General features: G+C 51.1%; 20 protein-coding genes and 2 pseudogenes. 12 read left to right on the top strand and 10 right to left on the bottom strand.

Going from position 1 to position 26095, the window contains the following annotated elements; genetic code table 11:
* The first annotated feature begins 3 nt into the window (after positions 1-3).
* The 5 genes and pseudogenes from rarA (at position 4) to OGV38_RS14210 (ending at position 6905) form a co-directional block, all read left to right on the top strand.
* Positions 4-1347: a replication-associated recombination protein RarA gene (rarA, locus tag OGV38_RS14190; RefSeq protein WP_286473618.1), complete on the top strand. Its 1344-nt coding sequence runs from the start codon at positions 4-6 to the stop codon at positions 1345-1347.
* Between the two features lie 92 nt (positions 1348-1439).
* The gene (gene serS / locus OGV38_RS14195; protein ID WP_003831902.1) at positions 1440-2732 is read left to right on the top strand and encodes a serine--tRNA ligase; all 1293 of its coding nucleotides are present in this window, start codon (positions 1440-1442) and stop codon (positions 2730-2732) included.
* Positions 2733-2968: 236 nt separating this feature from the next.
* Positions 2969-5412, top strand: a pseudogene (gene dmsA, locus OGV38_RS14200) (dimethylsulfoxide reductase subunit A).
* A 10-nt stretch (positions 5413-5422) separates the two neighbouring features.
* Positions 5423-6040: a DMSO/selenate family reductase complex B subunit gene (locus OGV38_RS14205; protein WP_071685359.1), complete on the top strand. Its 618-nt coding sequence runs from the start codon at positions 5423-5425 to the stop codon at positions 6038-6040.
* Position 6041: 1 nt separating this feature from the next.
* On the top strand, positions 6042-6905 hold the full coding sequence (locus OGV38_RS14210; RefSeq protein ID WP_016152432.1) for a dimethyl sulfoxide reductase anchor subunit family protein: 864 nt from the start codon (positions 6042-6044) through the stop codon (positions 6903-6905).
* A gap of 38 nt (positions 6906-6943) precedes the next feature.
* On the opposite strand, the pseudogene OGV38_RS14215 reads toward OGV38_RS14210, so the two are convergent.
* Positions 6944-7066 (bottom strand): annotated as a pseudogene (locus OGV38_RS14215) (hydrolase); the annotation flags it as partial.
* A 385-nt stretch (positions 7067-7451) separates the two neighbouring features.
* Here OGV38_RS14215 and OGV38_RS14220 point away from each other — a divergent pair.
* Positions 7452-8600 carry an MFS transporter gene (locus tag OGV38_RS14220; RefSeq protein WP_269517508.1) on the top strand — a complete coding sequence of 383 codons (1149 nt, stop codon included), beginning with the start codon at positions 7452-7454 and terminating at the stop codon, positions 8598-8600.
* A 45-nt stretch (positions 8601-8645) separates the two neighbouring features.
* Here OGV38_RS14220 and OGV38_RS14225 read toward each other — a convergent pair whose 3' ends face one another.
* The 5 genes from OGV38_RS14225 to OGV38_RS14245 are packed head-to-tail and all read right to left on the bottom strand — an operon-like array spanning position 8646 to position 12454.
* A complete protein-coding gene (locus OGV38_RS14225) occupies positions 8646-9122 on the bottom strand; it encodes a PTS sugar transporter subunit IIA (RefSeq protein WP_046274696.1) in 477 nt (158 codons plus the stop codon).
* A gap of 53 nt (positions 9123-9175) precedes the next feature.
* Positions 9176-10087 (bottom strand): transketolase family protein, encoded by a 912-nt coding sequence (locus tag OGV38_RS14230; RefSeq protein WP_080858503.1) that lies wholly within the window; start codon positions 10085-10087, stop codon positions 9176-9178.
* A complete protein-coding gene (locus OGV38_RS14235) occupies positions 10087-10884 on the bottom strand; it encodes a transketolase (RefSeq protein ID WP_047414121.1) in 798 nt (265 codons plus the stop codon). Before OGV38_RS14235 ends, OGV38_RS14230 begins: the two co-directional genes overlap by 1 nt.
* 12 nt (positions 10885-10896) lie before the next feature.
* Positions 10897-12162 (bottom strand): PTS ascorbate transporter subunit IIC, encoded by a 1266-nt coding sequence (ulaA, locus tag OGV38_RS14240; protein WP_046274698.1) that lies wholly within the window; start codon positions 12160-12162, stop codon positions 10897-10899.
* 16 nt (positions 12163-12178) lie between these two features.
* Positions 12179-12454 (bottom strand): PTS sugar transporter subunit IIB, encoded by a 276-nt coding sequence (locus OGV38_RS14245; protein ID WP_016152439.1) that lies wholly within the window; start codon positions 12452-12454, stop codon positions 12179-12181.
* Between the two features lie 121 nt (positions 12455-12575).
* Here OGV38_RS14245 and OGV38_RS14250 point away from each other — a divergent pair, with 121 nt between their 5' ends.
* Positions 12576-13424: a MurR/RpiR family transcriptional regulator gene (locus OGV38_RS14250; RefSeq protein WP_016156113.1), complete on the top strand. Its 849-nt coding sequence runs from the start codon at positions 12576-12578 to the stop codon at positions 13422-13424.
* A 61-nt stretch (positions 13425-13485) separates the two neighbouring features.
* Here the strand turns inward: OGV38_RS14250 and pflA are convergent, their stop codons facing one another.
* The 4 genes from pflA to ycaO form a co-directional block, all read right to left on the bottom strand.
* Entirely contained in the window at positions 13486-14226 is a 741-nt protein-coding gene (gene pflA / locus OGV38_RS14255) for a pyruvate formate lyase 1-activating protein (RefSeq protein ID WP_003035751.1), read from the bottom strand.
* Between the two features lie 185 nt (positions 14227-14411).
* A complete protein-coding gene (gene pflB / locus OGV38_RS14260; RefSeq protein ID WP_016152441.1) occupies positions 14412-16694 on the bottom strand; it encodes a formate C-acetyltransferase in 2283 nt (760 codons plus the stop codon).
* 59 nt (positions 16695-16753) lie between these two features.
* The gene (gene focA / locus OGV38_RS14265; protein WP_286473628.1) at positions 16754-17611 is read right to left on the bottom strand and encodes a formate transporter FocA; all 858 of its coding nucleotides are present in this window, start codon (positions 17609-17611) and stop codon (positions 16754-16756) included.
* A 404-nt stretch (positions 17612-18015) separates the two neighbouring features.
* On the bottom strand, positions 18016-19776 hold the full coding sequence (gene ycaO / locus OGV38_RS14270) for a 30S ribosomal protein S12 methylthiotransferase accessory factor YcaO (protein ID WP_286473631.1): 1761 nt from the start codon (positions 19774-19776) through the stop codon (positions 18016-18018).
* Positions 19777-19912: 136 nt separating this feature from the next.
* Between ycaO and OGV38_RS14275 the strand changes: the two genes are divergently transcribed.
* The 5 genes from OGV38_RS14275 to rpsA all read left to right on the top strand — a co-directional run bounded on the left by OGV38_RS14275 (position 19913) and on the right by rpsA (position 25962).
* Positions 19913-20605 (top strand): DUF421 domain-containing protein, encoded by a 693-nt coding sequence (locus tag OGV38_RS14275; protein WP_286473634.1) that lies wholly within the window; start codon positions 19913-19915, stop codon positions 20603-20605.
* Between the two features lie 212 nt (positions 20606-20817).
* Positions 20818-21906, top strand: a complete 1089-nt coding sequence (gene serC, locus OGV38_RS14280) for a 3-phosphoserine/phosphohydroxythreonine transaminase (protein ID WP_016152445.1) — start codon at positions 20818-20820, stop codon at positions 21904-21906.
* Positions 21907-21974: 68 nt separating this feature from the next.
* Positions 21975-23258: a 3-phosphoshikimate 1-carboxyvinyltransferase gene (gene aroA, locus OGV38_RS14285; protein ID WP_269517500.1), complete on the top strand. Its 1284-nt coding sequence runs from the start codon at positions 21975-21977 to the stop codon at positions 23256-23258.
* A gap of 233 nt (positions 23259-23491) precedes the next feature.
* Positions 23492-24175: a (d)CMP kinase gene (gene cmk, locus OGV38_RS14290; RefSeq protein WP_016152447.1), complete on the top strand. Its 684-nt coding sequence runs from the start codon at positions 23492-23494 to the stop codon at positions 24173-24175.
* A gap of 113 nt (positions 24176-24288) precedes the next feature.
* The gene (gene rpsA, locus OGV38_RS14295; protein WP_003035776.1) at positions 24289-25962 is read left to right on the top strand and encodes a 30S ribosomal protein S1; all 1674 of its coding nucleotides are present in this window, start codon (positions 24289-24291) and stop codon (positions 25960-25962) included.
* The last annotated feature ends 133 nt before the right edge of the window (positions 25963-26095 follow it).

The raw sequence follows: 26095 nt of genomic DNA on the forward strand, positions 1-26095 counted from the left end.
TGAGTGAGCAATATGTCGCTCGACTTTTCTGATAATACTTTTCAGCCGCTGGCCGCGCGTATGCGGCCAGAAAATTTAGCGCAGTATATCGGCCAGCAGCATCTGCTGGCTGCGGGCAAACCCTTGCCGCGCGCCATTGAGGCCGGGCATCTGCACTCCATGATTTTATGGGGACCGCCGGGGACCGGGAAAACGACGCTTGCCGAAGTTATTGCCCGTTACGCCAACGCCGATGTCGAACGAATTTCGGCAGTTACGTCTGGCGTGAAAGAAATTCGTGAAGCGATTGAGCGTGCGCGTCAGAACCGTAACGCGGGGCGACGCACGATCCTGTTCGTGGACGAAGTTCACCGTTTTAATAAAAGCCAACAGGATGCGTTTTTACCGCATATTGAAGACGGTACCATAACGTTTATTGGTGCTACCACTGAAAACCCCTCGTTTGAGCTCAATTCGGCGCTGTTGTCGCGTGCGCGCGTTTATCTACTGAAATCGTTAACTTCCGACGACATTGAACAGGTGCTGGACCAGGCGATGTCAGACAAAGTGCGTGGTTATGGCGGCCAGGATATTGTTCTGCCGCCAGAAACGCGTCGGGCTATTGCCGAACTGGTTAATGGTGACGCGCGGCGGGCGCTGAATACGCTGGAAATGATGGCCGATATGGCCGAAGTTGATGATTCCGGCAAGCGCGTATTGAAACCAGAATTGCTCACCGAAATTGCCGGTGAACGTAGTGCGCGTTTCGATAATAAAGGCGATCGTTTTTACGATCTCATCTCCGCATTACACAAGTCGGTACGTGGAAGCGCCCCAGATGCGGCGCTTTATTGGTATGCGCGAATTATTACCGCTGGTGGCGATCCGCTGTATGTTGCCCGTCGCTGTCTGGCGATTGCCTCAGAAGATGTCGGCAATGCCGATCCCCGCGCCATGCAGGTGGCGATTTCCGCATGGGACTGTTTTACCCGCGTGGGACCCGCGGAAGGCGAACGCGCGATTGCTCAGGCGATTGTTTATCTGGCCTGTGCGCCGAAGAGTAATGCGGTTTACACCGCCTTCAAAGCCGCGTTGTCTGATGCCCGCGAACGTCCTGATTACGACGTGCCGGTTCACCTGCGCAATGCGCCGACTAAGCTGATGAAAGAGATGGGCTACGGTCAGGAGTATCGTTATGCCCATGATGAGCCTAATGCCTATGCCGCCGGAGAAGAGTACTTCCCGCAGGAAATGGCACAAACGCGCTATTATCGCCCCACAAACAGAGGTCTTGAAGGCAAGATTGGCGAAAAGCTCGCCTGGCTCGCCGGACAGGATCAAAATAGCCCTATAAAACGCTACCGTTAGTGTTATCGTTGCGGTAATGTTGTCTCTGTATCCCTGTGACCGCAGGCTGTGGTCACTTTCTCCTATTTTAATTCGATAAGCACAGGATAAGCATGCTCGATCCCAATCTGCTGCGTAATGAGCCAGACGCAGTCGCAGAAAAACTGGCAAGCCGGGGCTTTAAGCTGGATGTAGATAAGCTGCGCGCTCTTGAAGAGCGTCGTAAAGTTCTGCAGGTACAAACTGAAAACCTGCAGGCAGAGCGTAACTCGCGATCGAAATCCATCGGCCAGGCAAAAGCGCGCGGGGAAGATATCGAGTCTTTACGTCTGGAAGTGAACAAACTGGGCGAAGAGCTGGATGCCGCGAAAGCTGAACTTGATACCTTACAGGCCGAGATCCGCGACATTGCGCTGACTATTCCTAACTTGCCAGCGGACGACGTTCCGGTGGGTAAAGATGAAAATGACAACGTCGAAGTCAGCCGCTGGGGTACTCCGCGTGAGTTTGATTTCGAAGTGCGCGATCACGTTACCTTGGGTGAAATGCACACGGGTCTTGATTTCGCCGCTGCGGTTAAGCTGACCGGCTCTCGTTTCGTGGTCATGAAAGGGCAGATTGCGCGTATGCACCGTGCGCTGTCTCAGTTCATGCTGGATCTGCATACTGAACAGCATGGCTATAGCGAAAACTACGTCCCGTATCTGGTTAACCATGACACGCTGTACGGTACAGGCCAACTGCCGAAATTCGCTGGCGATCTGTTCCATACCCGTCCGCTGGATGAAGAAGCTGACAGCAGCAACTATGCGCTGATCCCAACGGCAGAAGTTCCGCTGACCAACCTGGTGCGCGACGAGATCATCGATGAAGATGCGCTGCCGATCAAAATGACTGCGCATACGCCGTGCTTCCGTTCTGAAGCAGGTTCTTACGGTCGTGACACGCGTGGTCTGATCCGTATGCACCAGTTCGATAAAGTTGAGATGGTGCAGATTGTTCGCCCGGAAGATTCGATGGACGCGCTGGAAGAGATGACCGGCCATGCCGAGAAGGTCCTGCAACTACTGGGGCTGCCGTATCGCAAAATCATCCTGTGCACTGGCGACATGGGCTTCGGCGCATGCAAAACTTACGATCTGGAAGTGTGGATCCCGGCGCAGAACACCTATCGCGAAATCTCCTCTTGCTCCAACGTGTGGGATTTCCAGGCTCGTCGTATGCAGGCGCGTTGCCGCAGCAAATCCGACAAAAAGACTCGTTTAGTGCATACTCTGAACGGTTCCGGTCTGGCGGTTGGGCGTACGCTGGTTGCGGTAATGGAAAACTATCAGCAGGCTGATGGCCGCATTCAGGTTCCGGAAGTATTACGTCCGTACATGAATGGCCTGGAATTCATCGGTTAAGCTACCTTTCTCTGCTAAAAAAGCGCCTCAGGGCGCTTTTTTTATGCCCGCTTGACGTCGGACAATAACGACTACTCCCATAGGGGTAATACTGACTTCGAATGAAAGTCAGTATTTTTCTCTGTCTTTTAGCAAATTCAGTTTCTACCAGCCTGTATATCGATATTAACGTTATATAAAAAACTATACATCGAATATTTGTATTTTGTTTATTGTGAGCAGCAGAGTGAGCCACTATGAAAACTAAGATCCCCGATGCCGTGCTGGCAGCTGAGGTTACTCGCCGCGGTTTGGTGAAAACGACGGCGATAGGCGGACTGGCGGTGGCCAGTAGCGCGTTTACCCTGCCATTTACCCGTATTGCAAATGCTGCAGAAGCCCTTAATCCGACACCGATTAATGAGAAAGTGATCTGGAGCGCGTGTACGGTAAACTGCGGCAGCGCTGCCCGCTGCGTATGCATGTGGTCGACGGTGAAATAAAGTATGTCGAAACCGACAACACCGGCGATGACAACTATGACGGTCTGCACCAGGTACGCGCCTGTCTGCGTGGTCGATCCATGCGTCGCCGAGTCTATAATCCCGATCGTCTGAAATACCCGATGAAACGCGTTGGTAAGCGTGGCGAAGGACAATTTGAGCGCATCAGTTGGGATGAAGCCTACGACATCATTGCCAGCAATATGCAGCGTCTTATCAAAGACTACGGCAATGAGTCTATCTACCTGAACTACGGTACCGGTACGCTGGGTGGCACTATGACGCGCTCGTGGCCGCCAGGTAAAACGCTGGTGGCACGGTTGATGAACTGCTGCGGCGGCTATCTTAATCACTACGGTGACTACTCTTCAGCGCAAATCGCTGCCGGGTTGAACTATACCTACGGCGGCTGGGCTGACGGTAACAGCCCGTCCGACATTGAAAACAGCAAGCTGGTGGTTCTGTTCGGTAATAACCCTGGTGAAACCCGTATGAGCGGGGGTGGGGTAACCTATTACCTTGAACAGGCGCGACAGAAATCCAATGCTCGCATGATCATTATCGATCCCCGTTATACGGATACCGGTGCGGGGCGTGAAGATGAATGGATCCCGATCCGTCCTGGTACTGATGCGGCGCTGGTCAATGGTCTGGCGTATGTCCTGATCACCGAAAACATGGTTGACCAACCGTTCCTCGACAAATATTGCGTGGGTTACGACGAGAAAACCTTACCGGCCGACGCGCCGAAGAACGGTCACTATAAGGCGTATATTCTTGGGCAGGGTAAGGACGGCATTGCCAAGACCCCGGAGTGGGCGGCGCAGATTACCGGTATTCCCGCTGAACGTATCGTCAAACTGGCGCGTGAAATAGGTAGCGCTAAACCGGCATACATCAGCCAGGGGTGGGGGCCGCAGCGTCATGCTAACGGTGAAATAGCGACCCGCGCCATTTCTATGCTCGCTATTCTGACCGGTAACGTTGGGATCAACGGTGGCAACAGCGGGGCGCGTGAGGGCTCATACAGTTTGCCGTTTGAGCGTATGCCAACGCTGGAAAACCCTGTTGAAACCAGCATCTCGATGTTCATGTGGACGGACGCGATTGAGCGAGGCCCGGAGATGACGGCCCTGCGTGACGGCGTACGCGGCAAAGACAAGCTCGATGTTCCTATTAAGATGATCTGGAACTATGCCGGTAACTGTCTGATTAACCAACACTCTGATATTAACCGCACGCATGAAATCCTCCAGGACGAGAAGAAGTGCGAGATGATTGTCGTCATCGACTGTCATATGACTTCCTCGGCGAAATACGCAGACATTTTGCTGCCGGACTGCACCGCCTCCGAACAGATGGATTTTGCGCTGGATGCCTCATGCGGGAACATGTCCTATGTGATTTTCACCGATCAGGCGATCAAACCACGCTTCGAATGCAAGACTATCTACCAGATGACCAGCGAACTGGCGAAGCGCCTTGGCGTCGAGCAGCAGTTTACAGAAGGTCGTACTCAGGAAGAGTGGATGCGCCATCTGTATGAGCAGTCGCGCAAAGCGATTCCTGAACTGCCTACGTTTGAAGAATTCCGTCAGCAAGGGATCTTTAAACAGCGCGATCCGCAAGGACATCATGTGGCGTACAAGGCATTCCGTGAGGATCCTAAAGCCAATCCGCTGACCACGCCGTCAGGTAAGATCGAAATTTATTCGCAGCAGCTTGCCGAGATCGCGGCAACCTGGGAACTGCCGGAAGGTGATGTAATCGATCCGCTACCGATTTATACCCCAGGCTTTGAAAGCTTAAACGATCCGCTGGTGGAGAAATTCCCTTTGCAGCTGACCGGCTTCCACTATAAGTCTCGCGTTCACTCGACCTATGGCAACGTCGATGTCCTGAAAGCATCCTGCCGCCAGGAAATGTGGATCAACCCGATGGATGCGCAGCGACGCGGTATTAACAACGGCGACAAGGTACGTATTTTTAACGATCGTGGTGAAGTGCATATCGAGGCGAAAGTGACGCCACGTATGATGCCCGGCGTGGTGGCATTGGGCGAAGGGGCCTGGTATGACCCGGATGCAAAACGCGTGGATCAGGGCGGTTGTATTAACGTCCTGACGACCCAGCGTCCGTCTCCTCTCGCAAAGGGGAATCCGTCACACACGAACCTTGTTCAGGTTGAAAAAGCGTAAGGAGTAACCGATGACAACCCAGTATGGATTTTTTATTGATTCCAGCCGTTGCACCGGTTGCAAAACCTGCGAACTGGCCTGCAAAGATTTCAAAAATTTAACCCCGGAAGTCAGCTTCCGCCGCATTTATGAATACGCAGGCGGCGACTGGCAGGAGGGCAACGGCGTCTGGCATCAGAACGTCTTTGCTTATTACCTCTCCATTGCGTGTAACCACTGTGAAGATCCGGCCTGTACCAAGGTTTGTCCGAGCGGTGCGATGCACAAACGTGAAGATGGTTTTGTCGTTGTCGACGAAGATGTGTGCATTGGCTGCCGGTATTGCCACATGGCATGTCCTTACGGCGCGCCACAGTACAATGCTGAAAAAGGGCATATGACTAAATGTGATGGCTGCCATGAGCGCGTCGCTGAAGGCAAGAAACCTATCTGCGTGGAGTCCTGCCCACTGCGTGCGCTGGATTTTGGTCCGATTGAAGAGTTGCGCAAAAAACACGGTACTTTGGCTGCGGTAGCGCCACTGCCGGGCGCGCACTTTACCAAACCAAGTATTGTCATCAAACCTAACGCCAATAGCCGCCCGACCGGGGATACTACAGGTTATCTGGCCAATCCGAAGGAGGTGTAAGATGGGAAGTGGATGGCATGAATGGCCGCTGATGATCTTCACTGTCTTCGGACAGTGTGTAGTTGGTGGCTTTATCGTTCTGGCGCTGGCGTTGATGAAAGGGGACTTACGCCCTGAATCGCAGCAGCGCGTGATTGCCTGCATGTTCGGGCTGTGGGTATTAATGGGCATTGGCTTTATTGCTTCCATGCTCCACCTGGGCTCACCGATGCGCGCCTTTAACTCACTCAATCGTGTAGGATCTTCTGCGTTGAGTAATGAAATTGCCAGCGGCTCAATCTTCTTTGCCGTTGGCGGCATCGGCTGGCTGCTGGCAACGTTGAAAAAAATGTCGCCCGTATTACGCAATCTGTGGTTAGTTGTCACCATGGTACTGGGCGTGGTTTTTGTCTGGATGATGGTGCGCGTGTATAACACCATCGATACCGTACCGACCTGGTACAGCATCTGGACGCCGCTGGGCTTCTTCCTGACGATGTTTATGGGCGGTCCGCTGCTGGGATATCTGTTGCTGAGAATTGCTGGCGTGGACGGTTGGGCGATGCGCCTGTTGCCGGCTATTTCAGTGCTTGCTCTGGTCGTCAGCGCCATCATGTCTGTAATGCAGGGGGCTGAACTGGCGACGATCCACAGTTCCATTCAACAGGCGTCTGCGCTGGTTCCAGATTACGGCTCGCTGATGGCGTGGCGGATTGTCGCTCTGGCATTAGCGCTGTGCTGTTGGATTGTACCGCAAGTGAAAGGCTACCAGCCTGCAGTTCCGCTGCTTTCCGTCGCGTTTATTCTGCTGTTAGTCGGCGAGTTGATTGGTCGTGGCGTGTTCTACGGGCTGCATATGACCGTCGGTATGGCGGTTGCCAGCTAAATGACAAACCGGGGCATAGCCCCGGTTTTTTTACTTCTGAGCACGTTGTTTTTAAATTTATCGGGATCGATATCCCGAACCAGAGAGAGCAGGCCAGCCTGATGGTCGACCAGCAGTACTGCCGCATTATCTTTATCAAGTCTTACGTAAGGTTTAGTCATGATATTTCTCCTGTTCAGCATCAGTGGGGGAAATTTGATGAGTTTAAGTCTACAGAAAGAACGATATATGGATTAGATACCTAAATAAGAACTCACTGTTCTATTTTGAAGACAATGCAGATCTGCATCCCGCATAGAGTTTAGTAAGAAATAAAAGTAAGGGGAGTCCATGAAATTTTTCGACTGAACGCAACGCGAGATTTTTGTTTTAGATCAATAAAAACAAGCAGATGTGTTTTTGTGTTTTTTATCTATTCATATTAAGAATCAGTAATGCAAATCGATCGTCCGGAAAGCGCCTCAGCCCTTTGATTGCGCCGATTGACAATGTTTTTGGCAGTGGCATGATGCGCATGAAATTTGAACTTCCTCACGGTTTTTATTCATGTCCATCTATACCCGTCCCGTCATGCTGTTGCTGTGCGGGCTGCTTCTGCTGACCCTGGCGATCGCCGTGTTAAACACGCTCGTCCCGCTTTGGCTCGCCCATGAAAATTTGCCCACCTGGCAGGTAGGTGTGGTGAGTTCTTCCTACTTTACCGGCAATCTGGTAGGGACGTTGCTGACCGGGTATTTAATAAAACACCTTGGTTTTAATCGCAGCTATTACATTGCCTCGCTTATTTTTGCCGCGGGCTGTATCGGCCTTGGGGTTATGGTGGGATTCTGGAGCTGGATGACCTGGCGTTTTATCGCCGGTGTTGGCTGCGCCATGATTTGGGTGGTAGTTGAAAGTGCGCTGATGTGCAGCGGGAATTCGCGTAATCGCGGACGCTTGCTTGCCGCCTATATGATGATCTATTACGTGGGGACGTTTTTAGGCCAGCTACTGGTTAGTAAAGTATCAACAGAATTGATGAACGTCCTGCCGTGGGTGACGGGTACGATCCTGGCTGGTGTTTTGCCATTGCTCTTTACGCGCATTGCCAATCAGCAGGGTGATGAACAGCAGTCTACTCCTATTACCTCCATGCTGAAGCTGCGGCAGGCGCGTCTGGGCGTTAACGGCTGTATTATTTCCGGGATTGTGCTGGGGTCTTTGTATGGCCTGATGCCGCTTTATCTCAACCATCAAGGGGTGAGCAACGCCAGCATTGGTTTCTGGATGGCGGTTCTGGTTAGCGCCGGTATTCTGGGGCAATGGCCGATTGGCCGCCTGGCAGACAAGCTGGGGCGCCTGCTGGTTTTACGCGTCCAGGTCTTCGTGGTTATCGTCGGAAGTATCGCCATGCTGAATCAGGCGGCGATGGCGCCTGCGTTGTTTATGTTGGGTGTGGCAGGTTTTACCCTCTATCCGGTGGCGATGGCCTGGGCCTGTGAAAAGGTTGAACATCATCAGCTGGTCGCCATGAATCAGGCATTGTTATTAAGCTATACCGTTGGCAGCCTGCTTGGTCCTTCATTCACCGCAATGCTGATGCAGAATTATTCCGATAATCTGTTATTCATTATGATTGCCAGCGTATCGTTTATTTATCTGCTGATGTTGTTGCGTAGCGCCAGACATACACCGACTCCGGTGGCTCACGTATAAAGCGCGCCAGACGGTATGCAAGGCAAAATGTTTGCATACCGTGACTCATTTTCCCATTGCGGGTATGCCGGAAGTTGCGAGGTATTCGCATGCTTTCAGCGTGCAGTGAAGTTGCGCCTGACTGGTCATACTCGTCAGCTGTTGTAAATGCTCCCCTTCATCCAGCCAGCAAACCAGTTTTTGAATCATTTCAATATGTCGGGTGCTGCTGGCAGCCGCCAGGACAATAATTAACCGCACATCTGGATGCCCAGGAAAAGGCACCGCCTCTTTCAGACACAAGAGCGACAAATGTGTCTCACTGCTTATCACTCCTTCTTCCGGACGAGCGTGCGGCAGGGCAAACTCAGGGCTTAAGATGTACCACGGACCCAGTTGTTCTGTTTCACGGATGATTGCCTGTGCGTAGGCGGACGTAATCGCGCCCAGTTCTTCCAGAGGCTGGCAAGCCAGCGTCACGGCCTCCTGCCAGGATCGGCATTGTTCACGAAACTGACAGGCAGAAAATAGCGCAGATGTCATTGTGTTCTCCTTATTTCAGAGCAGCAGACCGCATTGCGGTCTGCCAACCCGAACTATCTGAGGGCTTCAAAGAGTGCGGTCGCCGAAATACCGTATTTCTCTTTCAACTGGCGGCTATTGCCTGATTCCGTAAACGTATCTTGTGTCCCCAGTCGGATTAATCTCGTGGTTAATCCTTCCTCCGCCAATACTTCAGCAACCTGTCCGCCAAGCCCACCGGTGATCGTGTGATTTTCAATTGTTGCGATCTGCGGGCAGTTGGCAATCAGTTGCAGAAAGCGCTGGCGGTTAAACGGTTTTAGCATAGCGACGTGAATCAGCTTGCCACGTTTTCCCTGGGCGCACAGCTGCACATAACCTGCGCTTGCCTGCTCCAGAACGGTCCCTTCATAGAGAATGGCGAAGTCATTGCCTGAGTCCTCCACGGCGGCGATATCGGTCACTCGCGGAACGGCAGATTTATCGCGCACGGGCATCGGTTCTCGGGCTACGCGAATATAGACCGGACCGGGAATGTTTACTGCCTGTTCAAATGCGGACTCAACTTCTTCAGCGTCGGCAGGCGTTAGAATTGTGAGCCCCGGCAGTACGCGCGTCAGGGCCAGATCTTCCAGCGCATGATGCGATGCGCCGTCAGGTCCATCATCCATTCCTGGGTGGCTACCAACTAATTTAATGTTAGCTTTGGCGTAGCACGCCTGGCGCAGTTGAGTCCAGGCGGTGCCTGTCACAAACATCGCAAAGTTAACGTAGAACGGAATATTTCCTTCCAACGCCTGGCCAGTGGCAAAGCTCATTGCCGATCCTTCCGCAATACCCATTTCAAAGAAAGCGTCTGGATAGACGGCCTGGAACTGGTCAGTGCGGGTGGAGCTGGCTAAATCACTATCAATGGCGACAATGGGATAGCCCTTTTTTTTCAGGGCAATGAGTGCGTTACCAATTTCATCACGTGGGGCTTTCATCACTGCAACTCCTCCATAGCCTGCTGATATTGTTCGGTGGTTGGGGTTTTTGAATGCCAGTCACCGTTATTTTCCATATAGCTAACGCCACTGCCTTTGGTGGTATGCGCAATAATGGCGACAGGTTTTCCTTTCAGATGGCGTGAAAGCATCAGCGTGTCGGCAACCTGATGCATATCGTTACCGTTATGGAGTTCGAGTACGTGCCAGCCGAAAAGACGCACTTTGTCGGCCAGAGGTTCCAGATTCACCACCTGATTAACGGGGTCGTGGGAGGAAAAACCGTTGTAGTCAATAATCGCCACCAGGTTATCCATCTTCATATGGCCTGCCTGCTGTAGCGTTTCCCAGATTTGCCCTTCGTGCATTTCGCCATCGCCAATGATGGCGAAAACGCGCTGTGATTCCCCCCGCTGTTTTTTGGCCGCCGACATACCAAAGGCAATGGATAATCCCTGGCCCAGCAGGCCGGTTGTTGCATCGACTTCGGGCAGAGATTTGATGCTAGGGTGCCCCTGTAAACGTGAGTTAATTTGTCGAAAAGTATTAAATTCGCTGCGCTCAATTTTGCCTTTTTGATGCAGCATGGCGTACTGAGCAGCAACCGCATGACCTTTGCTCATGACCACGCGAGCGCGAGGGGCGCAGGAGAAGTCCACCTCTTGATCGTAAATCCAGGTCAGAATGTCGATGATGGACAATGCACCGCCAGGATGGCCAATGCCTGATTCATAAATCATGGTGACAATATCCCGGCGAGCAGCCAGCGCATGGGATTTCAATTCGTCAATATTCATGTTCATTCCTTATCAGGGCAACATTTTGCCAATGTAATAAACCACTAAGCCGAGGGCGACAAAATCTGTCTCCGGGAAGCTAGTACCGGACAATCCCACCGATTCCATGATGGGATAGATGAGTGCCGGGCCAATACCAATTAATATGCCAGTGACAAAGCTACCGGCGATGGCCCCTTTCCAGCCTCCTGACGCATTACCGAAGACGGCGGCGGTAGCACCAATGAAGAAGTAGGGGATGGCGACGGGGATAATGACCGTTTGCCCAATTAATGCGAGTACCCCCATAACCACCAATCCACCCACAAAGGAAGAGATGAAACCTAAAACGGTGGCGGTTGGGGCATACGGAAAGACGACTGGGCAATCCAGTGCGGGTTTGGCGTTCGGGATAAATTTTTCAGAGATGCCCAGAAATGCCGGGACTATTTCTGACAACAGCAAGCGAACGCCGGTGATGATGATATAAAGCGATGCGGTAAACGTGAGTGACTGGAATAGCGGATAAACCAGCCAATGCATTCCACCGGCGGCGGCCGTTACCGCTTCTTCGCCTGCGGCAAGCGCCGCGATGTAATAGAAAATACTGACAGAGATGGACACGGAGACGATGTAGTCTTTAAAAATCCCCAACCATCCGGGAAGATTTAGCTTTTCTGTTGACTGCTTAGGATCGCCCACTTTCGAACCGATCCATCCCGATAGCGCGTAGGCCAGAGTAACGTAATGACCCATCGCGATTTCATCATTACCGGTAATCTTACGCATCCACGGCTGAGCGATAGCTGGATAGACACAGGCTGCAAGCCCCAGCAGTATGGAGCCGACGATAATTGTTGTTACATCGCTGTAGCCAAGCGCCTTAAGCGTAACGGTTAAGAGGGCAGACAGATACAGATTATGTTGGCCCGTCAGGAAGATGTATTTGAACGGCGTTACGCGGGCAAAAAACAAGTTCCAGCCGAAACCAACGACCATGATGAGTGAAACGCACATGGCAAACTTGGTTTGTGCCAGCCCAGTTAACGCTTCGGCTAACGGCATCACACCTTTCAGACCGAATCCATCGCTGAATAAGGTCTGAAAATTACCTAAGGATGTCACCGCAATCCCTGCTCCGCCGGCAAATACCAGAAATCCGACGATGGTTTTAAAGGTACCTGAAAGCACTTTTTCGATGGGTTTACGCTGGATAAGCAAACCAATTAGCGCAATAAAGCCAACTAAAAGTGGGGTTACACCCAAAATGTCGAATACAATGAACTTTAGGAGATCCATATTTCCCCCGGAGAGGTTAGTTGTTTTGAACAACGCTGGTGAGCGCAGATTCCATTTCTTCGCTGTTCATCAGATCGGTGATACCGATTGCTCTGAACCCGGCGGCTTCTACCTCATCGGTCAGGTCGCTCATGGTGATCACGAAGTCGATGTTTTGCCAGGTTCGTAGCCCTGACAGGACATCGTGTTCAAGATCGATATCCCAGCCATGTTTATCGATGACTTTTTGGGCTTTGATTTTCAGCATTAGTGAACTGCCCATACCGGTACGACAGACGATCAGACCTTTCATTAGACGTTCTCCTGTTTGTAAAAATAATTATTTTTAATTATCATTGGTGCGATAAAAATTATTATCGCAAAGCCGGGCAAAGTATGTGACAGCATTTGCATTTTGTGCAAAAAGGCGAAAAATGAGTCAAATAGATACTAATTTATTGATTAACATAAGAAATGGGGCTTCAGAGCTGAGTCCGATCCTGGAAAAGGTAGGGCGTTTTATCACTGAAAATCCTGATTTTGTGATGCGGCATACGATAACCGAGCTGGCCGATTCTATTGATACCAGTGAGGGGAGTATCACTCGTTTTTGCCGTGCCTTTGGTTTTAAGGGGTTTTCTGATTTCAGAACGGCTCTTGCACTGGAGCAAGGAGCTGCACGGCCGAATGATGGAGGAAGTGAGGAGACGGCGGCGGTACTGGCAAGCGTTTGTGACAGCAATGCCATCATTGACAGCAAAGAGTTGCAGGCGGTTGCGACCTGGTTAAATCAGCTCAGTAATATTGCAATTTATGCGGTAGGTACTGCGGTGCCGGTGGCGTTATTCCTGCAAATCAATCTGGTGCAGATGGGGAAAATAGCCAGTTATATCGACCGGTTTTATCCGGCGGCTATCTCTCCGTTGGCGGACAGCCAAAAAACAGGGATTATCGTTATTCATACAGAACAAGTCTCTACCGATATGATGCAGTCGCTGACGCTAGCGAAGGAACAAGGCATAAAAATTCTCTCGTTAACTCGCGGATCGTTTGCGCCATTAAATCGGCTTTCTGACTGGAATTTGCAGGCGGCGGTTGCGTTACAGGGGGAAGGTGAGTCTGGTTTTGCTGAAATTGCTGGTGCGATGATGGTGGCGGATCGCATACTCAGTGCTCTGGAAGAGCAGGATGAGCGTTACGTGCAGTGTCGTAAAGCACACCAGAAACGTATTTTCTCTATTGAAAGCGTGACCAATAAACTTTCAGAATATTTTATGTCGTAGGCATCGAACGTTGGCGTCGCGCTACTCAAGCAGAGCGCTGCGACGCCGTGGTCGTCATACCTTAGTACATTACTTTATGACCATACTGCTCAAGAATGCCTTTCACGCGCTCCATGGTCTCTTTCTTCGGTGGCTTAACACCGTCAAGTTTGTACTCTTCACCCATTGCCACCCATTTGTGTTTGCCCAGCTCATGGTATGGCAGCAGTTCGATTTTCTCTACGTTGCCCATATCGCGGGTAAACTCGCCCAGGCGGTGCGCGGAGTCGTCATCGTCAGACCAGCCAGGCACAACGACGTAGCGGATCCACACCTTGATGTCTTTATTGGACAGGTAACGTGCGAACTCAAGCGTACGATGGTTAGATACGCCCACCAGATTCTGATGGATTTCATCATTCATCTGTTTGAGATCGAGCATCACCAGGTCAGTGACTTCCAGCAATTCATCAATCACCGGATCGTAGCGGCGAACAAAACCGTTGGTATCCAGACAGGTATGAATACCTTCTTTTTTACAGGCACGAAACCAGTCGCGTACAAATTCAGCTTGCAGGATAGCTTCGCCACCGGACGCTGTCACACCGCCACCGGAGGCGTTCATAAAGTGGCGGTAGGTCACGACCTCTTTCATTAACTCGTCGACGGTGACTTCTTTGCCGCCGTGCGTATCCCATGTGTCACGGTTATGACAATACAGGCAGCGCATCAGGCAGCCCTGGAAGAAGGTAATAAAACGGATGCCCGGGCCATCAACAGTGCCACAGGATTCAAAGGAGTGAATGCGACCAATAACTGACATTGCGGTGTTTCTCCAGGTGTGGCCCATCCGGGGCCAGTGTTAGTGCACAGTTATTAACTGTGTCGAGTCTGTTTTGGCTGCTATCCATAAGTATAGATAGCTGACAAAGCAGGCTATTAAAAAGGCCCCACTTACGTGGAGCCTTTATTGTACGCTTTTTAAAGTACGATTTCAGTCAAAACCAATTACATGGTCTGAGTGAAGGTACGAGTAATAACGTCCTGCTGCTGTTCTTTAGTCAGGGAGTTAAAACGTACTGCGTAGCCAGAAACACGGATGGTCAGCTGCGGATATTTTTCCGGATGTTCCATCGCATCCAGCAGCATTTCACGGTTCATGACGTTCACGTTCAGGTGCTGACCACCTTCGATGGACGCTTCGTGGTGGAAGTAACCATCCATCAGACCAGCCAGGTTGGTCTTACGAACTTCGTCGTCTTTACCCAGTGCGTTCGGAACGATAGAGAAGGTGTAAGAGATACCATCTTTAGCGTAAGCAAACGGCAGTTTAGCAACGGAGGTCAGAGAGGCAACAGCACCTTTCTGGTCACGACCGTGCATTGGGTTAGCACCCGGTCCGAACGGCGCGCCAGCACGACGACCATCTGGGGTGTTACCGGTTTTCTTACCATAAACCACGTTAGAGGTGATGGTCAGAACAGACTGAGTCGGGATAGCGTTACGATAAGTAGTCAGTTTCTGAATTTTCTTCATGAAACGTTCTACCAGGTCAACCGCCATGTCATCAACGCGAGAGTCGTTGTTACCAAACTGCGGGTATTCGCCTTCGATTTCGAAGTCGACAGCCAGACCGTCTTCGTCACGAATCGGTTTAACTTTCGCATATTTGATTGCAGACAGGGAGTCAGCAGCAACGGACAGACCAGCGATACCACACGCCATGGTGCGGATAACGTCACGGTCGTGCAGCGCCATCAGAGAGGCTTCGTAGCTGTACTTGTCGTGCATGTAGTGGATAACGTTCAGTGCAGTGACGTACTGTTTAGCCAGCCAGTCCATGAAGTGATCCATGCGCTCCATAACTTCGTCGAAGTTCAGAACGTCGCCTTTGATCGGTTCAGATTTAGGACCAACCTGCATTTTCAGTTTTTCATCAACGCCGCCGTTGATTGCGTACAGCATGGTTTTCGCCAGGTTTGCACGCGCACCGAAGAACTGCATTTGTTTACCAACAACCATCGGGCTTACGCAGCAAGCGATAGCGTAGTCGTCGTTGTTGAAGTCCGGACGCATCAGGTCATCGTTCTCGTACTGCAGAGAAGAGGTGTCGATGGACACTTTAGCGGCGAATTTCTTGAAGTTCAGAGGCAGTTTTTCAGACCACAGAACGGTGATGTTCGGCTCCGGAGAAGGACCCATAGTGTACAGGGTATTCAGGAAGCGGAAGCTGTTTTTGGTAACCAGAGTACGGCCATCAACGCCCATACCACCGATAGATTCAGTTGCCCAAATCGGGTCACCGGAGAACAGTTCATCATATTCAGGGGTACGCAGGAAACGAACCATACGCAGTTTCATGACCAGGTGGTCAATCATTTCCTGAGCGTCTTGCTCGGTGATTTTGCCTGCTTTGATATCACGTTCGATGTAGGCATCCAGGAAGGTGGATACGCGACCGAAGGACATTGCTGCGCCGTTCTGAGATTTAACCGCGGCCAGGTAGCCGAAGTAAGTCCACTGGATAGCTTCCTGAGCGTTGGTTGCCGGACCAGAGATATCGCAGCCATATTTAGCAGCCATTTCTTTGATCTGACCCAGTGCGCGGTGCTGTTCAGCAATTTCTTCACGCAGACGGATAGTGGCTTCCAGGTTTACGCCGTTTTCCAGATCAGACTGCAGAGAGACGAACTGAGCGTATTTGTCTTTCATCAGGTAGTCGATACCGTACAGCGCAACGCGACGGTAGTCACCGATGATACGGCCACGGCCATAGGCATCTGGCAGACCAGTCAGAACACCGGATTTACGGCAGTTCAGAATGTCTTTGGTGTAAACATCGAATACGCCCTGGTTGTGGGTTTTGCGGTATTCGGTGAAGATTTTTTTCAGCATCGGGTCCAGTTCGCGATTGTACGCTTTGCAGGAACCTTCAACCATTTTGATGCCGCCAAACGGAATGATCGCACGTTTCAGCGGAGCTTCAGTCTGCAGACCAACAATTTTCTCGAGCGCTTTGTTGATGTAGCCAGCGTCGTGAGAAGTGATGGTAGAAGCAACGGAGGTGTCAAAGTCAACAGGCGCGTGAGTGCGGTTTTCCTGTTTAACGCCTTCCATCACGCTGTCCCACAGTGCAGTGGTCGCATCAGTTGCGCCAGCCAGGAAGGACTCGTCACCCTCATACGGAGTGTAGTTTTTCTGAATGAAGTCACGGACGTTTACTTCATTCTGCCAATCACCTTTGGTAAAACCTTCCCAGGCTGTGGCTAACTTTTCATTAAGCTCGGACATGTAACACCTACCTTCTTAAGTGGATTTTTTATTTACTGCGTGTAATGGGCATCATCAGATTAATGATGATCGTTACCACGCAGATAAATGACCCAGTATGTCAACCCGACCAACAAACCGCCGCCGATAATGTTGCCGATCGTAACCGGAATCAGGTTATCGGTGATGAAATTCATCACGGTCAGGTGAGAAAAATTCTCCGGAGAAGACCCAACAGCGGTCCAGAATTCCGGGGTGGCGAAATCGCGAATTACAATACCCATAGGGATCATAAACATGTTTGCGATACTGTGCTCAAAACCGCTGGCAACAAACATTGCGACCGGTAATACCATGATAAACGCTTTGTCCATCAGGCTGCGACCCGAATAGCTCATCCATACTGCCAGACACACCATCAGGTTCGCCAGGATGCCAAGACTTACCGCCTCAACAAAAGTATGGTGCACTTTGTGGTCGGCTGTTTGCAGGACGTTGAGACCCCACGCGCCGTTAGCGGTCATATACTCGCCAGAAAGCCACATGAGTAACACGAAGATCAGGGCGCCAATCAGGTTGCCGACATAAACGTTAAGCCAGTTTTTAGCCAATTGGCCCCAGGTGATGCGACCACTGGCTTTCGCTACGACAATCAGTACGGTTGAGGTGAAGAGGTCTGCACCGCAGACAACGCAGAGAATCAGCCCCAGGGAAAAGCAGATACCACCTACTAGCTTCGCCATGCCGAAAGGCATTGTGCCGGTACCGGTTGTGGCGGTGATATAGAAAACAAAGGCAATTGAAATGAATACACCGGCAGTAATTGCCAGATAGAACGTCTTAAGCGGATGTTTCGTTGCTTTATAGACGCCTGCTTCTTCGGCAACTTTGGCCATTGCAGCAGGAAGAATAAAATCAAAAGGGTTGTCAGCTTTCACACTAACTCTCTCTTTATTAAGTCGGCGACGAGATACTAACAAAGCATTATAGATGAGAATTTGATATAGATCATATCTCGCCTGGCTTATAGGCCCGTAAGGCGCATGGTTTTTATGCGATTACGGTGTAACTTGTTGATTATCCAAATAAAAATAAATTTTAAAAATTATAAAGTGAGTTGAATTTTTTCTTTCTGTCTCCTCTGGGACGGTTAATTAAAATGGAGTAATTGAGATAAAAAACCACATTAATAAGCTAATTTCCTTAATATCAACTACTAATATTTAACCTTGTTTTTACATTTATTTTTTGATTTGACCAAAATAAAAAACAGGGCGCATTAAGCGCCCCGTAATATAGCCCAGACAATACCTTTAGCCTACTCAGCGCAGGCTGATTGTCACTATTTTGACCAATGTGCTGCTTTCGCGCGCTGCAGTTTTTCGTAGGCTTTCAGCAGAGACTGATGTGCCGGGAAAGCCTGCAGATCGCTATCAACAGTTTGAAGCCCGTAGAACGGCGCTTCGCCACTTAATGCTGCACTTGCGGCTTCAACCGCCTCGGCACCGTACATGCGCACAAACGCGTTCAGATATTGTAGCGGCTGACGATCTTCTTCCTGAGATAGCAGCAGCAGCGTCTGCAGACAGCGGTAGTAGTTGGCACGTTCAGCGCTAAAGACAGAGGCGTTGAATTCCATCGTCCATTCTGTCCAGACCAGCGCCTGCTCCAGGTCGCCGCCGGCCAGCGCCAGCATCACTTTAAGCTCGCCAATGCGCAGGGTGTACCAACCGTTATCCGCACCGGTTGCCAGACCGAGCAGCTCGCGTACGCGGGTGAAGTCGTCAAAGCCTTCTTCATCCAGTTGTTCGATCAGATTGAGATAGTCTTCTTTATCCCATTCACTGCCCGGAAGCGAGAGAATAGTGTCACGCAGATGGGCGCCCATGGCGTTGTTGGCTAACCACAGATCTTCAGCCGGATAGATGTCAGACATTCCCGGAACAATAATGCGGCACGCGTAAACGCTCAGGTGCTCGTAGTCGGCGATATACACTTCTTTATCTTCAGCATTGAAGATGGCCAACAGGGTGGCGAACTCTTCTTCGGTGGTACCGGAGAAATTCCAGTCAACGAACGGATAGTCAGCATCCTGCTTGAACAGATCCCAGGAGATCAGGCCGCTGGAATCGATGAAGTGGGTTTCAAGGTTAGTGTGTTCAGCCACTTCTTCGTCGTCAAAGGTTGGTGGGGTGAAGACATCAAGATCTTTCAGACCACGACCCTGCAGCAGTTCAGTGACAGTACGCTCCAGCGCAACGCCGAAATCCGGGTGCGCACCGAAGGAGGCAAAGCAGGTACCATTGGCCGGGTTGAACAGGACAACGCAAATTACCGGATACTTGCCGCCCAGCGAGCCATCGTAGGCGAAAATTGGGAAACCTTCCGCTTCCAGTTTGGCGATGGACTCCGCCACTGCCGGGTAGCGCGCCCTGACTTCGGCCGGGATTTCCGGCAGGCTGATGCTTTCCGCAATAATACGGTTCTTAACATGACGCTCAAAGACTTCAGACAGGCCCTGAACGCGCGCTTCGTTTCGGGTGTTACCCGCAGACATGCCGTTAGAAACGTACAGGTTGCCAATAATGTTCATCGGAATATAGACGGTCTGGTTATCCGACTGACGGGTAAACGGCAGGCCGCAGACCCCACGTTCTTCATTACCGGATTGCAGATCGATAAGCATGCTGCCAGTCAGTTCGTTGTCTGGATCGTAAAACGCACGCAGACGAGCATCCAGTAGACCTTCAGGTACGTCGTCTTCTTCAGTCAACGGGAACCATTTTTCGTTCGGATAATGCACGAATGGACCGTTGGCGATGGTTTCACCCAGCCAGAAATCCGCAAAGAAATAGTTAGTCGACAGACGCTCAAAATATTCGCCCAGCGCGGAAGCCAGCGCCGCTTTTTTCGTCGCGCCTTTACCGTTGGTGAAGCACAGCGCGCATTCTTTGTCGCGAATATGTACAGACCAGACGTTAGGGACGGGATTCAACCACGAGGCTTCTTCAATTTGAAAACCAAGGTCGAGCAATTTTTGCTGGAAGCGAGCGATGGAGTCTTCCAGAGCGGCATCTTTGCCGGGGATAAATGTTTGCGTCATGAAAATCACTTTTGTCGTACGGAAAGCGCGCAATGATACGGGTTTTAAATGAATGGCGCTATCGTCGCCGGAGTTCAGACGTAAATAAAAGTATTAGCTATGCTTTCCTACAGCCAACCACGTTTAGAGCATAATAATGAAAGCTTTCGATTTACACCGAATGGTACTGGATAAGGTGCCCATGGATTTTCTGGGAGAAGTTGCTCTGCGCAGCCTCTATACCTTTATATTGGTTTTTCTGTTTTTAAAAATCACCGGACGTCGCGGCGTACGCCAGATGTCGCTTTTTGAAGTGCTGATCATCCTTACGCTGGGGTCCGCGGCGGGAGACGTGGCATTTTATGATGATGTCCCGATGCTGCCGGTGCTGGTGGTCTTTATTACGCTTGCCGTGCTGTATCGGCTGGTTATGTGGCTGATGGCGCATAGCGAGAAAATGGAGGATTTGCTGGAGGGCAAGCCCGTTGTGATCATTGAGGACGGCGAGTTGGCATGGTCGAAGCTCAATAGCGCCAATATGACGGAATTCGAATTCTTTATGGAATTGCGTTTGAACGGCGTGGAGCAATTGGGACAGGTGAGACTGGCCATACTGGAGACAAATGGGCAAATCAGCGTCTATTTCTTTGCCGATGAAGACGTAAAGCCGGGGCTCAGTATTTTGCCTAAACGCTGTACACAGCGATTTAAAGTGATACCTGAAGCTGGGGACTATGCCTGTATACGGTGTAGTGAAGTGGTGCAAATGAACGCCGGAGATCATCAATTATGTCCACGCTGTGCAAATCCAGAATGGTCGAAGGTCAGTCGAGCAAAACGGGTCACCTGACAGCGAAAATCTCGGTTTTTACCCGTCAATCCGATAGATTCTGTTGTGTGACCAATGACACATTTTTACCCTGGCCAGTTTTACCCATTGCGGCGCGTGTCACTGAATGATAAAACCGATATCCACAGGAATAACTTATACCAATGTCTGTCACCGGATTATCGCCAATGACAGGATGTTGATTGGACAACAACACAACGTGGTGAGGGGAAATGGCTCAGGTCTTCAATTTTAGTTCAGGTCCGGCAATGTTACCGGCAGAAGTACTTAAACTGGCTCAACAGGATCTTCGCGACTGGAACGGTCTTGGCACGTCGGTGATGGAAATTAGCCACCGTGGCAAAGAATTCATCCAGGTCGCAGAGGAAGCGGAGCAGGATTTTCGCGATCTTCTCAGCATCCCCTCCAACTATAAAGTGTTGTTCTGCCATGGCGGTGGGCGCGGGCAGTTTGCGGGTATCCCGTTAAATATTCTGGGTGACAAAACCACGGCGGATTACGTTGATGCCGGTTATTGGGCCGCCAGCGCAATTAAAGAAGCGAAAAAATACTGTACGCCAAACGTTATCGACGCCAAAGTCACCGTTGACGGACTGCGTGCTGTTAAGCCAATGAGCGAATGGCAGCTTTCTGACAACGCGGCGTATTTGCACTATTGCCCGAATGAAACCATTGATGGCATTGCGATCGATGAAACGCCGAATTTTGCCAGCAATGTGGTGGTTACGGCGGATCTGTCCTCTACCATTCTTTCCGCACCGCTTGACGTGAGCCGTTATGGCGTAATTTATGCCGGGGCGCAGAAAAACATCGGCCCGGCCGGGCTGACCATTGTCATCGTACGTGAAGATTTGCTGGGTAAGGCTCATGTGTCATGCCCGTCAATCCTCGACTATACCGTGCTGAATGACAACGACTCCATGTTCAACACGCCGCCAACCTTTGCCTGGTATCTGTCTGGCCTGGTCTTTAAATGGCTGAAAGAGCAGGGCGGTGTTAACGCGATGGATAAAATTAACCAGCAAAAAGCGGAACTGCTGTACGGCGTAATCGATAACAGCGATTTCTACCGTAACGACGTGGCAAAATCGAACCGTTCACGCATGAACGTACCGTTCCAGCTTGCTGACAGCGCACTGGATAAACTCTTCCTGGAAGAGTCTTTCGCTGCGGGTCTGCACGCGTTGAAAGGGCACCGTGTGGTCGGTGGTATGCGCGCGTCCATCTACAATGCAATGCCGCTAGAAGGTGTAAAAGCGCTGACCGATTTCATGGTCGATTTCGAGCGCCGCCGCGGTTAATCTGCTGTATTTTCATCCCCACAGCCAGTCTGTGGGGTTTTTATGTCTGTTTTTGAGAGTCGAGTTTCATGGAATCCCTGACGTTACAACCCATTGCGCGGGTGGATGGCACCATCAATCTGCCTGGATCCAAAAGTGTTTCTAACCGCGCTTTGCTGCTGGCTGCATTAGCAAATGGCACCACTGTCCTGACCAACCTGCTGGACAGCGATGATGTCCGCCATATGCTTAATGCTCTGAATGCGTTAGGAATTAGCTATACCCTTTCTGCCGACCGTACGCGTTGCGAGATTATCGGCAATGGCGGCGCGCTGCATGCCGAAGGCGCAGTAGAACTGTTCCTTGGCAATGCCGGAACCGCAATGCGCCCGCTGGCCGCTGCGCTGTGTCTGGGCAGCAATGACATCGTGTTGACGGGCGAGCCGCGCATGAAAGAGCGCCCGATTGGCCATCTGGTTGATGCGTTACGCCAGGGCGGAGCCAACATTGAATACCTGGAGCAGGAAAACTATCCGCCTTTACGTCTGCGCGGTGGCTTTACCGGGGGACAGGTTGAGGTAGACGGCAGCGTATCCAGCCAGTTCCTGACTGCGCTGCTGATGACTGCGCCACTGGCGCCGCAGGATACGACGATCGCCATTAAAGGCGAGCTGGTATCCAAACCTTACATTGATATCACACTGAACCTGATGAAAACGTTTGGTGTTGAAATTGAGAATCAGAACTACCAGCGCTTTGTTGTGCAGGGTCAGCAGCAGTATCAGTCACCGGGTGCATATCTGGTTGAAGGCGATGCTTCTTCCGCTTCCTATTTTCTCGCAGCAGGAGCCATTAAAGGCGGTACGGTAAAAGTCAGCGGGATTGGCCGCAACAGTATGCAGGGTGATATCCGCTTCGCTGATGTGCTGGAAAAAATGGGCGCGACCATTACCTGGGGCGATGACTTTATTGCCTGTACTCACGGTGAGCTGAACGCGGTAGACATGGATATGAACCATATTCCCGATGCGGCGATGACTATCGCCACGGCAGCGCTGTTCGCTAAAGGCACCACGACCTTACGTAACATCTACAACTGGCGCGTCAAAGAGACCGACCGCCTGTTCGCGATGGCGACCGAGCTGCGTAAAGTGGGCGCGATCGTTGAAGAGGGCGAAGACTATATTCGCGTTACACCACCGGCAACGTTACAGTTTGCGGAGATCGCGACCTACAACGATCACCGCATGGCGATGTGTTTCTCGCTGGTGGCGTTGTCTGACACGCCGGTGACCATTCTGGACCCTAAATGTACCACCAAAACCTTCCCGGATTATTTCGAACAGCTGGCGCGTATTAGTACACCTGCCTGATCCTCACATCTGACGATCGCGCTCCGCATATTCGTGAGCGCATCGCTGCAGATAAAAAGTAAATCAGTGTCATCTTCCGGGCTGGTTTCTCGCCAGCCCGCTATAATTGCGCAATTCTTCCTCATATCGTTACAGACTAATCGGGTTTTTACACTCTGTGTTAACGATTATTAGCGTTGGCGCGTATAATGCGCGGCGTTCACGTTAACGTATGCCCGTTTAAGGAGAAAAAGATGACGGCAATTGCCCCGGTTATTACCATTGATGGCCCAAGTGGTGCAGGAAAAGGCACCTTGTGCAAGGCAATGGCGGAAGCATTGCAATGGCATCTGTTAGATTCAGGCGCGATCTACCGCGTACTGGCGCTCGCAGCGTTGCATCACCATGTTGATGTCACATCTGAAGATGCTCTGGTACCGCTTGCCTCACACCTGGATGTGCGTTTTATCTCAACGGACGGCAACCTGGAAGTCATTCTGGAAGGTGAAGATGTCAGCGGCGAAATCCGCACCCAGGAAGTAGCGAATGCCGCATCTCAGGTCGCTGCGTTTCCTCGCGTACGCGAAGCGCTGTTACGCCGCCAACGCGCGTTTCGTGAAGCGCCCGGCCTGATTGCCGACGGACGAGACATGGGGACCGTGGTGTTCCCGGATGCACCAGTGAAAATTTTCCTGGACGCCTCCTCGCAAGAACGTGCGCATAGACGTATGCTACAGTTGCAGGAAAAGGGCTTTAGTGTTAACTTTGAACGCCTTTTGGCCGAGATCGAAGAACGCGATTTCCGCGATCGTAACCGTGCTGTAGCGCCGCTGGTTCCCGCTGCTGATGCTTTAGTTTTGGATTCAACCCGATTAAGCATTGAGCAAGTGATTGAAAAAGCGTTACAATACGCGCGCCAAAAACTGGCACTCGCTTAAGTGCGACCGAATTTGCAGTACCCCCGTTGCAATGGATTGACAGCGGGTATGTTAAACAACCCCATCCGGCATGGAGCCAGGTGGACGTTAAATATGAAACCTGAAGATTAAACATGACTGAATCTTTTGCTCAACTGTTTGAAGAATCCTTAAAAGAAATCGAAACCCGTCCGGGTTCCATCGTTCGTGGTGTTGTTGTTGCTATCGACAAAGACGTAGTACTGGTTGACGCTGGTCTGAAATCTGAGTCCGCCATTCCGGCTGAGCAGTTCAAAAACGCCCAGGGCGAGTTGGAAATCCAGGTTGGTGACGAAGTTGACGTTGCTCTGGATGCAGTAGAAGACGGCTTCGGTGAAACCCTGCTGTCCCGTGAAAAAGCTAAACGTCACGAAGCTTGGATCACGCTGGAAAAAGCTTACGAAGAAGCTGCAACCGTTACTGGTGTTATCAATGGCAAAGTCAAGGGTGGCTTCACTGTTGAGCTGAATGGTATTCGCGCGTTCCTGCCGGGTTCCCTGGTAGACGTTCGTCCGGTCCGCGACACGCTGCACCTGGAAGGCAAAGAGCTTGAATTCAAAGTAATCAAGCTGGATCAGAAGCGTAACAACGTTGTTGTTTCCCGTCGTGCCGTTATCGAATCCGAAAACAGCGCAGAACGCGATCAGCTGCTGGAAAACCTGCAGGAAGGCATGGAAGTTAAAGGTATCGTTAAGAACCTCACTGACTACGGTGCATTCGTTGATCTGGGTGGCGTTGACGGCCTGCTGCACATCACCGACATGGCATGGAAACGCGTTAAGCATCCGAGCGAAATCGTAAACGTTGGCGACGAAATCACTGTTAAAGTGCTGAAGTTCGACCGCGAGCGTACTCGTGTATCTCTGGGCCTGAAACAGCTGGGCGAAGATCCATGGGTAGCTATCGCTAAGCGTTATCCGGAAGGTACCAAACTGACTGGTCGCGTGACCAACCTGACCGACTACGGCTGCTTCGTTGAAATCGAAGAAGGCGTTGAAGGCCTGGTTCACGTTTCCGAAATGGATTGGACCAACAAAAACATCCACCCGTCCAAAGTTGTTAACGTTGGCGATGTAGTGGAAGTTATGGTTCTGGATATCGACGAAGAACGTCGTCGTATCTCCCTGGGTCTGAAGCAGTGCAAAAACAACCCATGGCAGCAGTTCGCGGAAACCCACAACAAGGGCGACCGTGTTGAAGGTAAAATCAAGTCTATCACTGACTTCGGTATCTTCATCGGCCTGGACGGCGGCATCGACGGCCTGGTTCACCTGTCTGACATCTCCTGGAACGTTGCAGGCGAAGAAGCAGTTCGTGAATACAAAAAAGGCGACGAAATCGCAGCTGTTGTTCTGCAGGTTGACGCAGAGCGTGAGCGTATCTCTCTGGGCGTTAAACAACTCGCAGAAGATCCGTTCAACAACTGGGTTGCACTGAACAAGAAAGGCGCAATCGTAAACGGTAAAGTCACTGCAGTTGATGCTAAAGGCGCAACCGTAGAACTGGCTGACGGCGTTGAAGGTTACCTGCGCGCTTCTGAAGCTTCCCGCGACCGCGTTGAAGATGCAACTCTGGTTCTGAGCGTAGGCGACGACGTTGAAGCTAAATTCACCGGCGTTGATCGTAAGAACCGCGCAATCAGCCTGTCTGTTCGTGCTAAAGACGAAGCTGATGAGAAAGATGCAATCGCAACTGTTAACAAACAGGAAGATGCTAACTTCTCTAACAACGCAATGGCTGAAGCTTTCAAAGCAGCTAAAGGCGAGTAATATCGAGTGCTCCTAAATCCTTTGTGCTGTTAACAGCACAAAGGGCGACGAGTAGCTTGACAGATTACAGGATTCGTCCTGTAATCAATGACAAAGGGCGGCTAAGGCCGCCCTTAATCAATGCAGCAGCTAA

Origin of the sequence: Citrobacter sp. Cb080 (assembly GCF_030334745.1) — a bacterium.
Taxonomy (GTDB): Bacteria; Pseudomonadota; Gammaproteobacteria; order Enterobacterales; family Enterobacteriaceae; genus Citrobacter; species Citrobacter braakii.

Excerpts from the sequence above, each read along its gene's own strand:
- serS (WP_003831902.1), top strand. The coding sequence starts at position 1,440 with ATGCTCGATCCCAATCTGCTGCGTAATGAGCCAGACGCAGTCGCAGAA.
- OGV38_RS14205 (WP_071685359.1), top strand. The coding sequence starts at position 5,423 with ATGACAACCCAGTATGGATTTTTTATTGATTCCAGCCGTTGCACCGGT.
- OGV38_RS14210 (WP_016152432.1), top strand. The coding sequence starts at position 6,042 with ATGGGAAGTGGATGGCATGAATGGCCGCTGATGATCTTCACTGTCTTC.
- OGV38_RS14220 (WP_269517508.1), top strand. The coding sequence starts at position 7,452 with ATGTCCATCTATACCCGTCCCGTCATGCTGTTGCTGTGCGGGCTGCTT.
- OGV38_RS14225 (WP_046274696.1), bottom strand. The coding sequence starts at position 9,122 with ATGACATCTGCGCTATTTTCTGCCTGTCAGTTTCGTGAACAATGCCGA.
- OGV38_RS14230 (WP_080858503.1), bottom strand. The coding sequence starts at position 10,087 with ATGAAAGCCCCACGTGATGAAATTGGTAACGCACTCATTGCCCTGAAA.
- OGV38_RS14235 (WP_047414121.1), bottom strand. The coding sequence starts at position 10,884 with ATGAATATTGACGAATTGAAATCCCATGCGCTGGCTGCTCGCCGGGAT.
- ulaA (WP_046274698.1), bottom strand. The coding sequence starts at position 12,162 with ATGGATCTCCTAAAGTTCATTGTATTCGACATTTTGGGTGTAACCCCA.
- OGV38_RS14245 (WP_016152439.1), bottom strand. The coding sequence starts at position 12,454 with ATGAAAGGTCTGATCGTCTGTCGTACCGGTATGGGCAGTTCACTAATG.
- OGV38_RS14250 (WP_016156113.1), top strand. The coding sequence starts at position 12,576 with ATGAGTCAAATAGATACTAATTTATTGATTAACATAAGAAATGGGGCT.
- pflA (WP_003035751.1), bottom strand. The coding sequence starts at position 14,226 with ATGTCAGTTATTGGTCGCATTCACTCCTTTGAATCCTGTGGCACTGTT.
- pflB (WP_016152441.1), bottom strand. The coding sequence starts at position 16,694 with ATGTCCGAGCTTAATGAAAAGTTAGCCACAGCCTGGGAAGGTTTTACC.
- ycaO (WP_286473631.1), bottom strand. The coding sequence starts at position 19,776 with ATGACGCAAACATTTATCCCCGGCAAAGATGCCGCTCTGGAAGACTCC.
- OGV38_RS14275 (WP_286473634.1), top strand. The coding sequence starts at position 19,913 with ATGAAAGCTTTCGATTTACACCGAATGGTACTGGATAAGGTGCCCATG.
- serC (WP_016152445.1), top strand. The coding sequence starts at position 20,818 with ATGGCTCAGGTCTTCAATTTTAGTTCAGGTCCGGCAATGTTACCGGCA.
- aroA (WP_269517500.1), top strand. The coding sequence starts at position 21,975 with ATGGAATCCCTGACGTTACAACCCATTGCGCGGGTGGATGGCACCATC.
- cmk (WP_016152447.1), top strand. The coding sequence starts at position 23,492 with ATGACGGCAATTGCCCCGGTTATTACCATTGATGGCCCAAGTGGTGCA.
- rpsA (WP_003035776.1), top strand. The coding sequence starts at position 24,289 with ATGACTGAATCTTTTGCTCAACTGTTTGAAGAATCCTTAAAAGAAATC.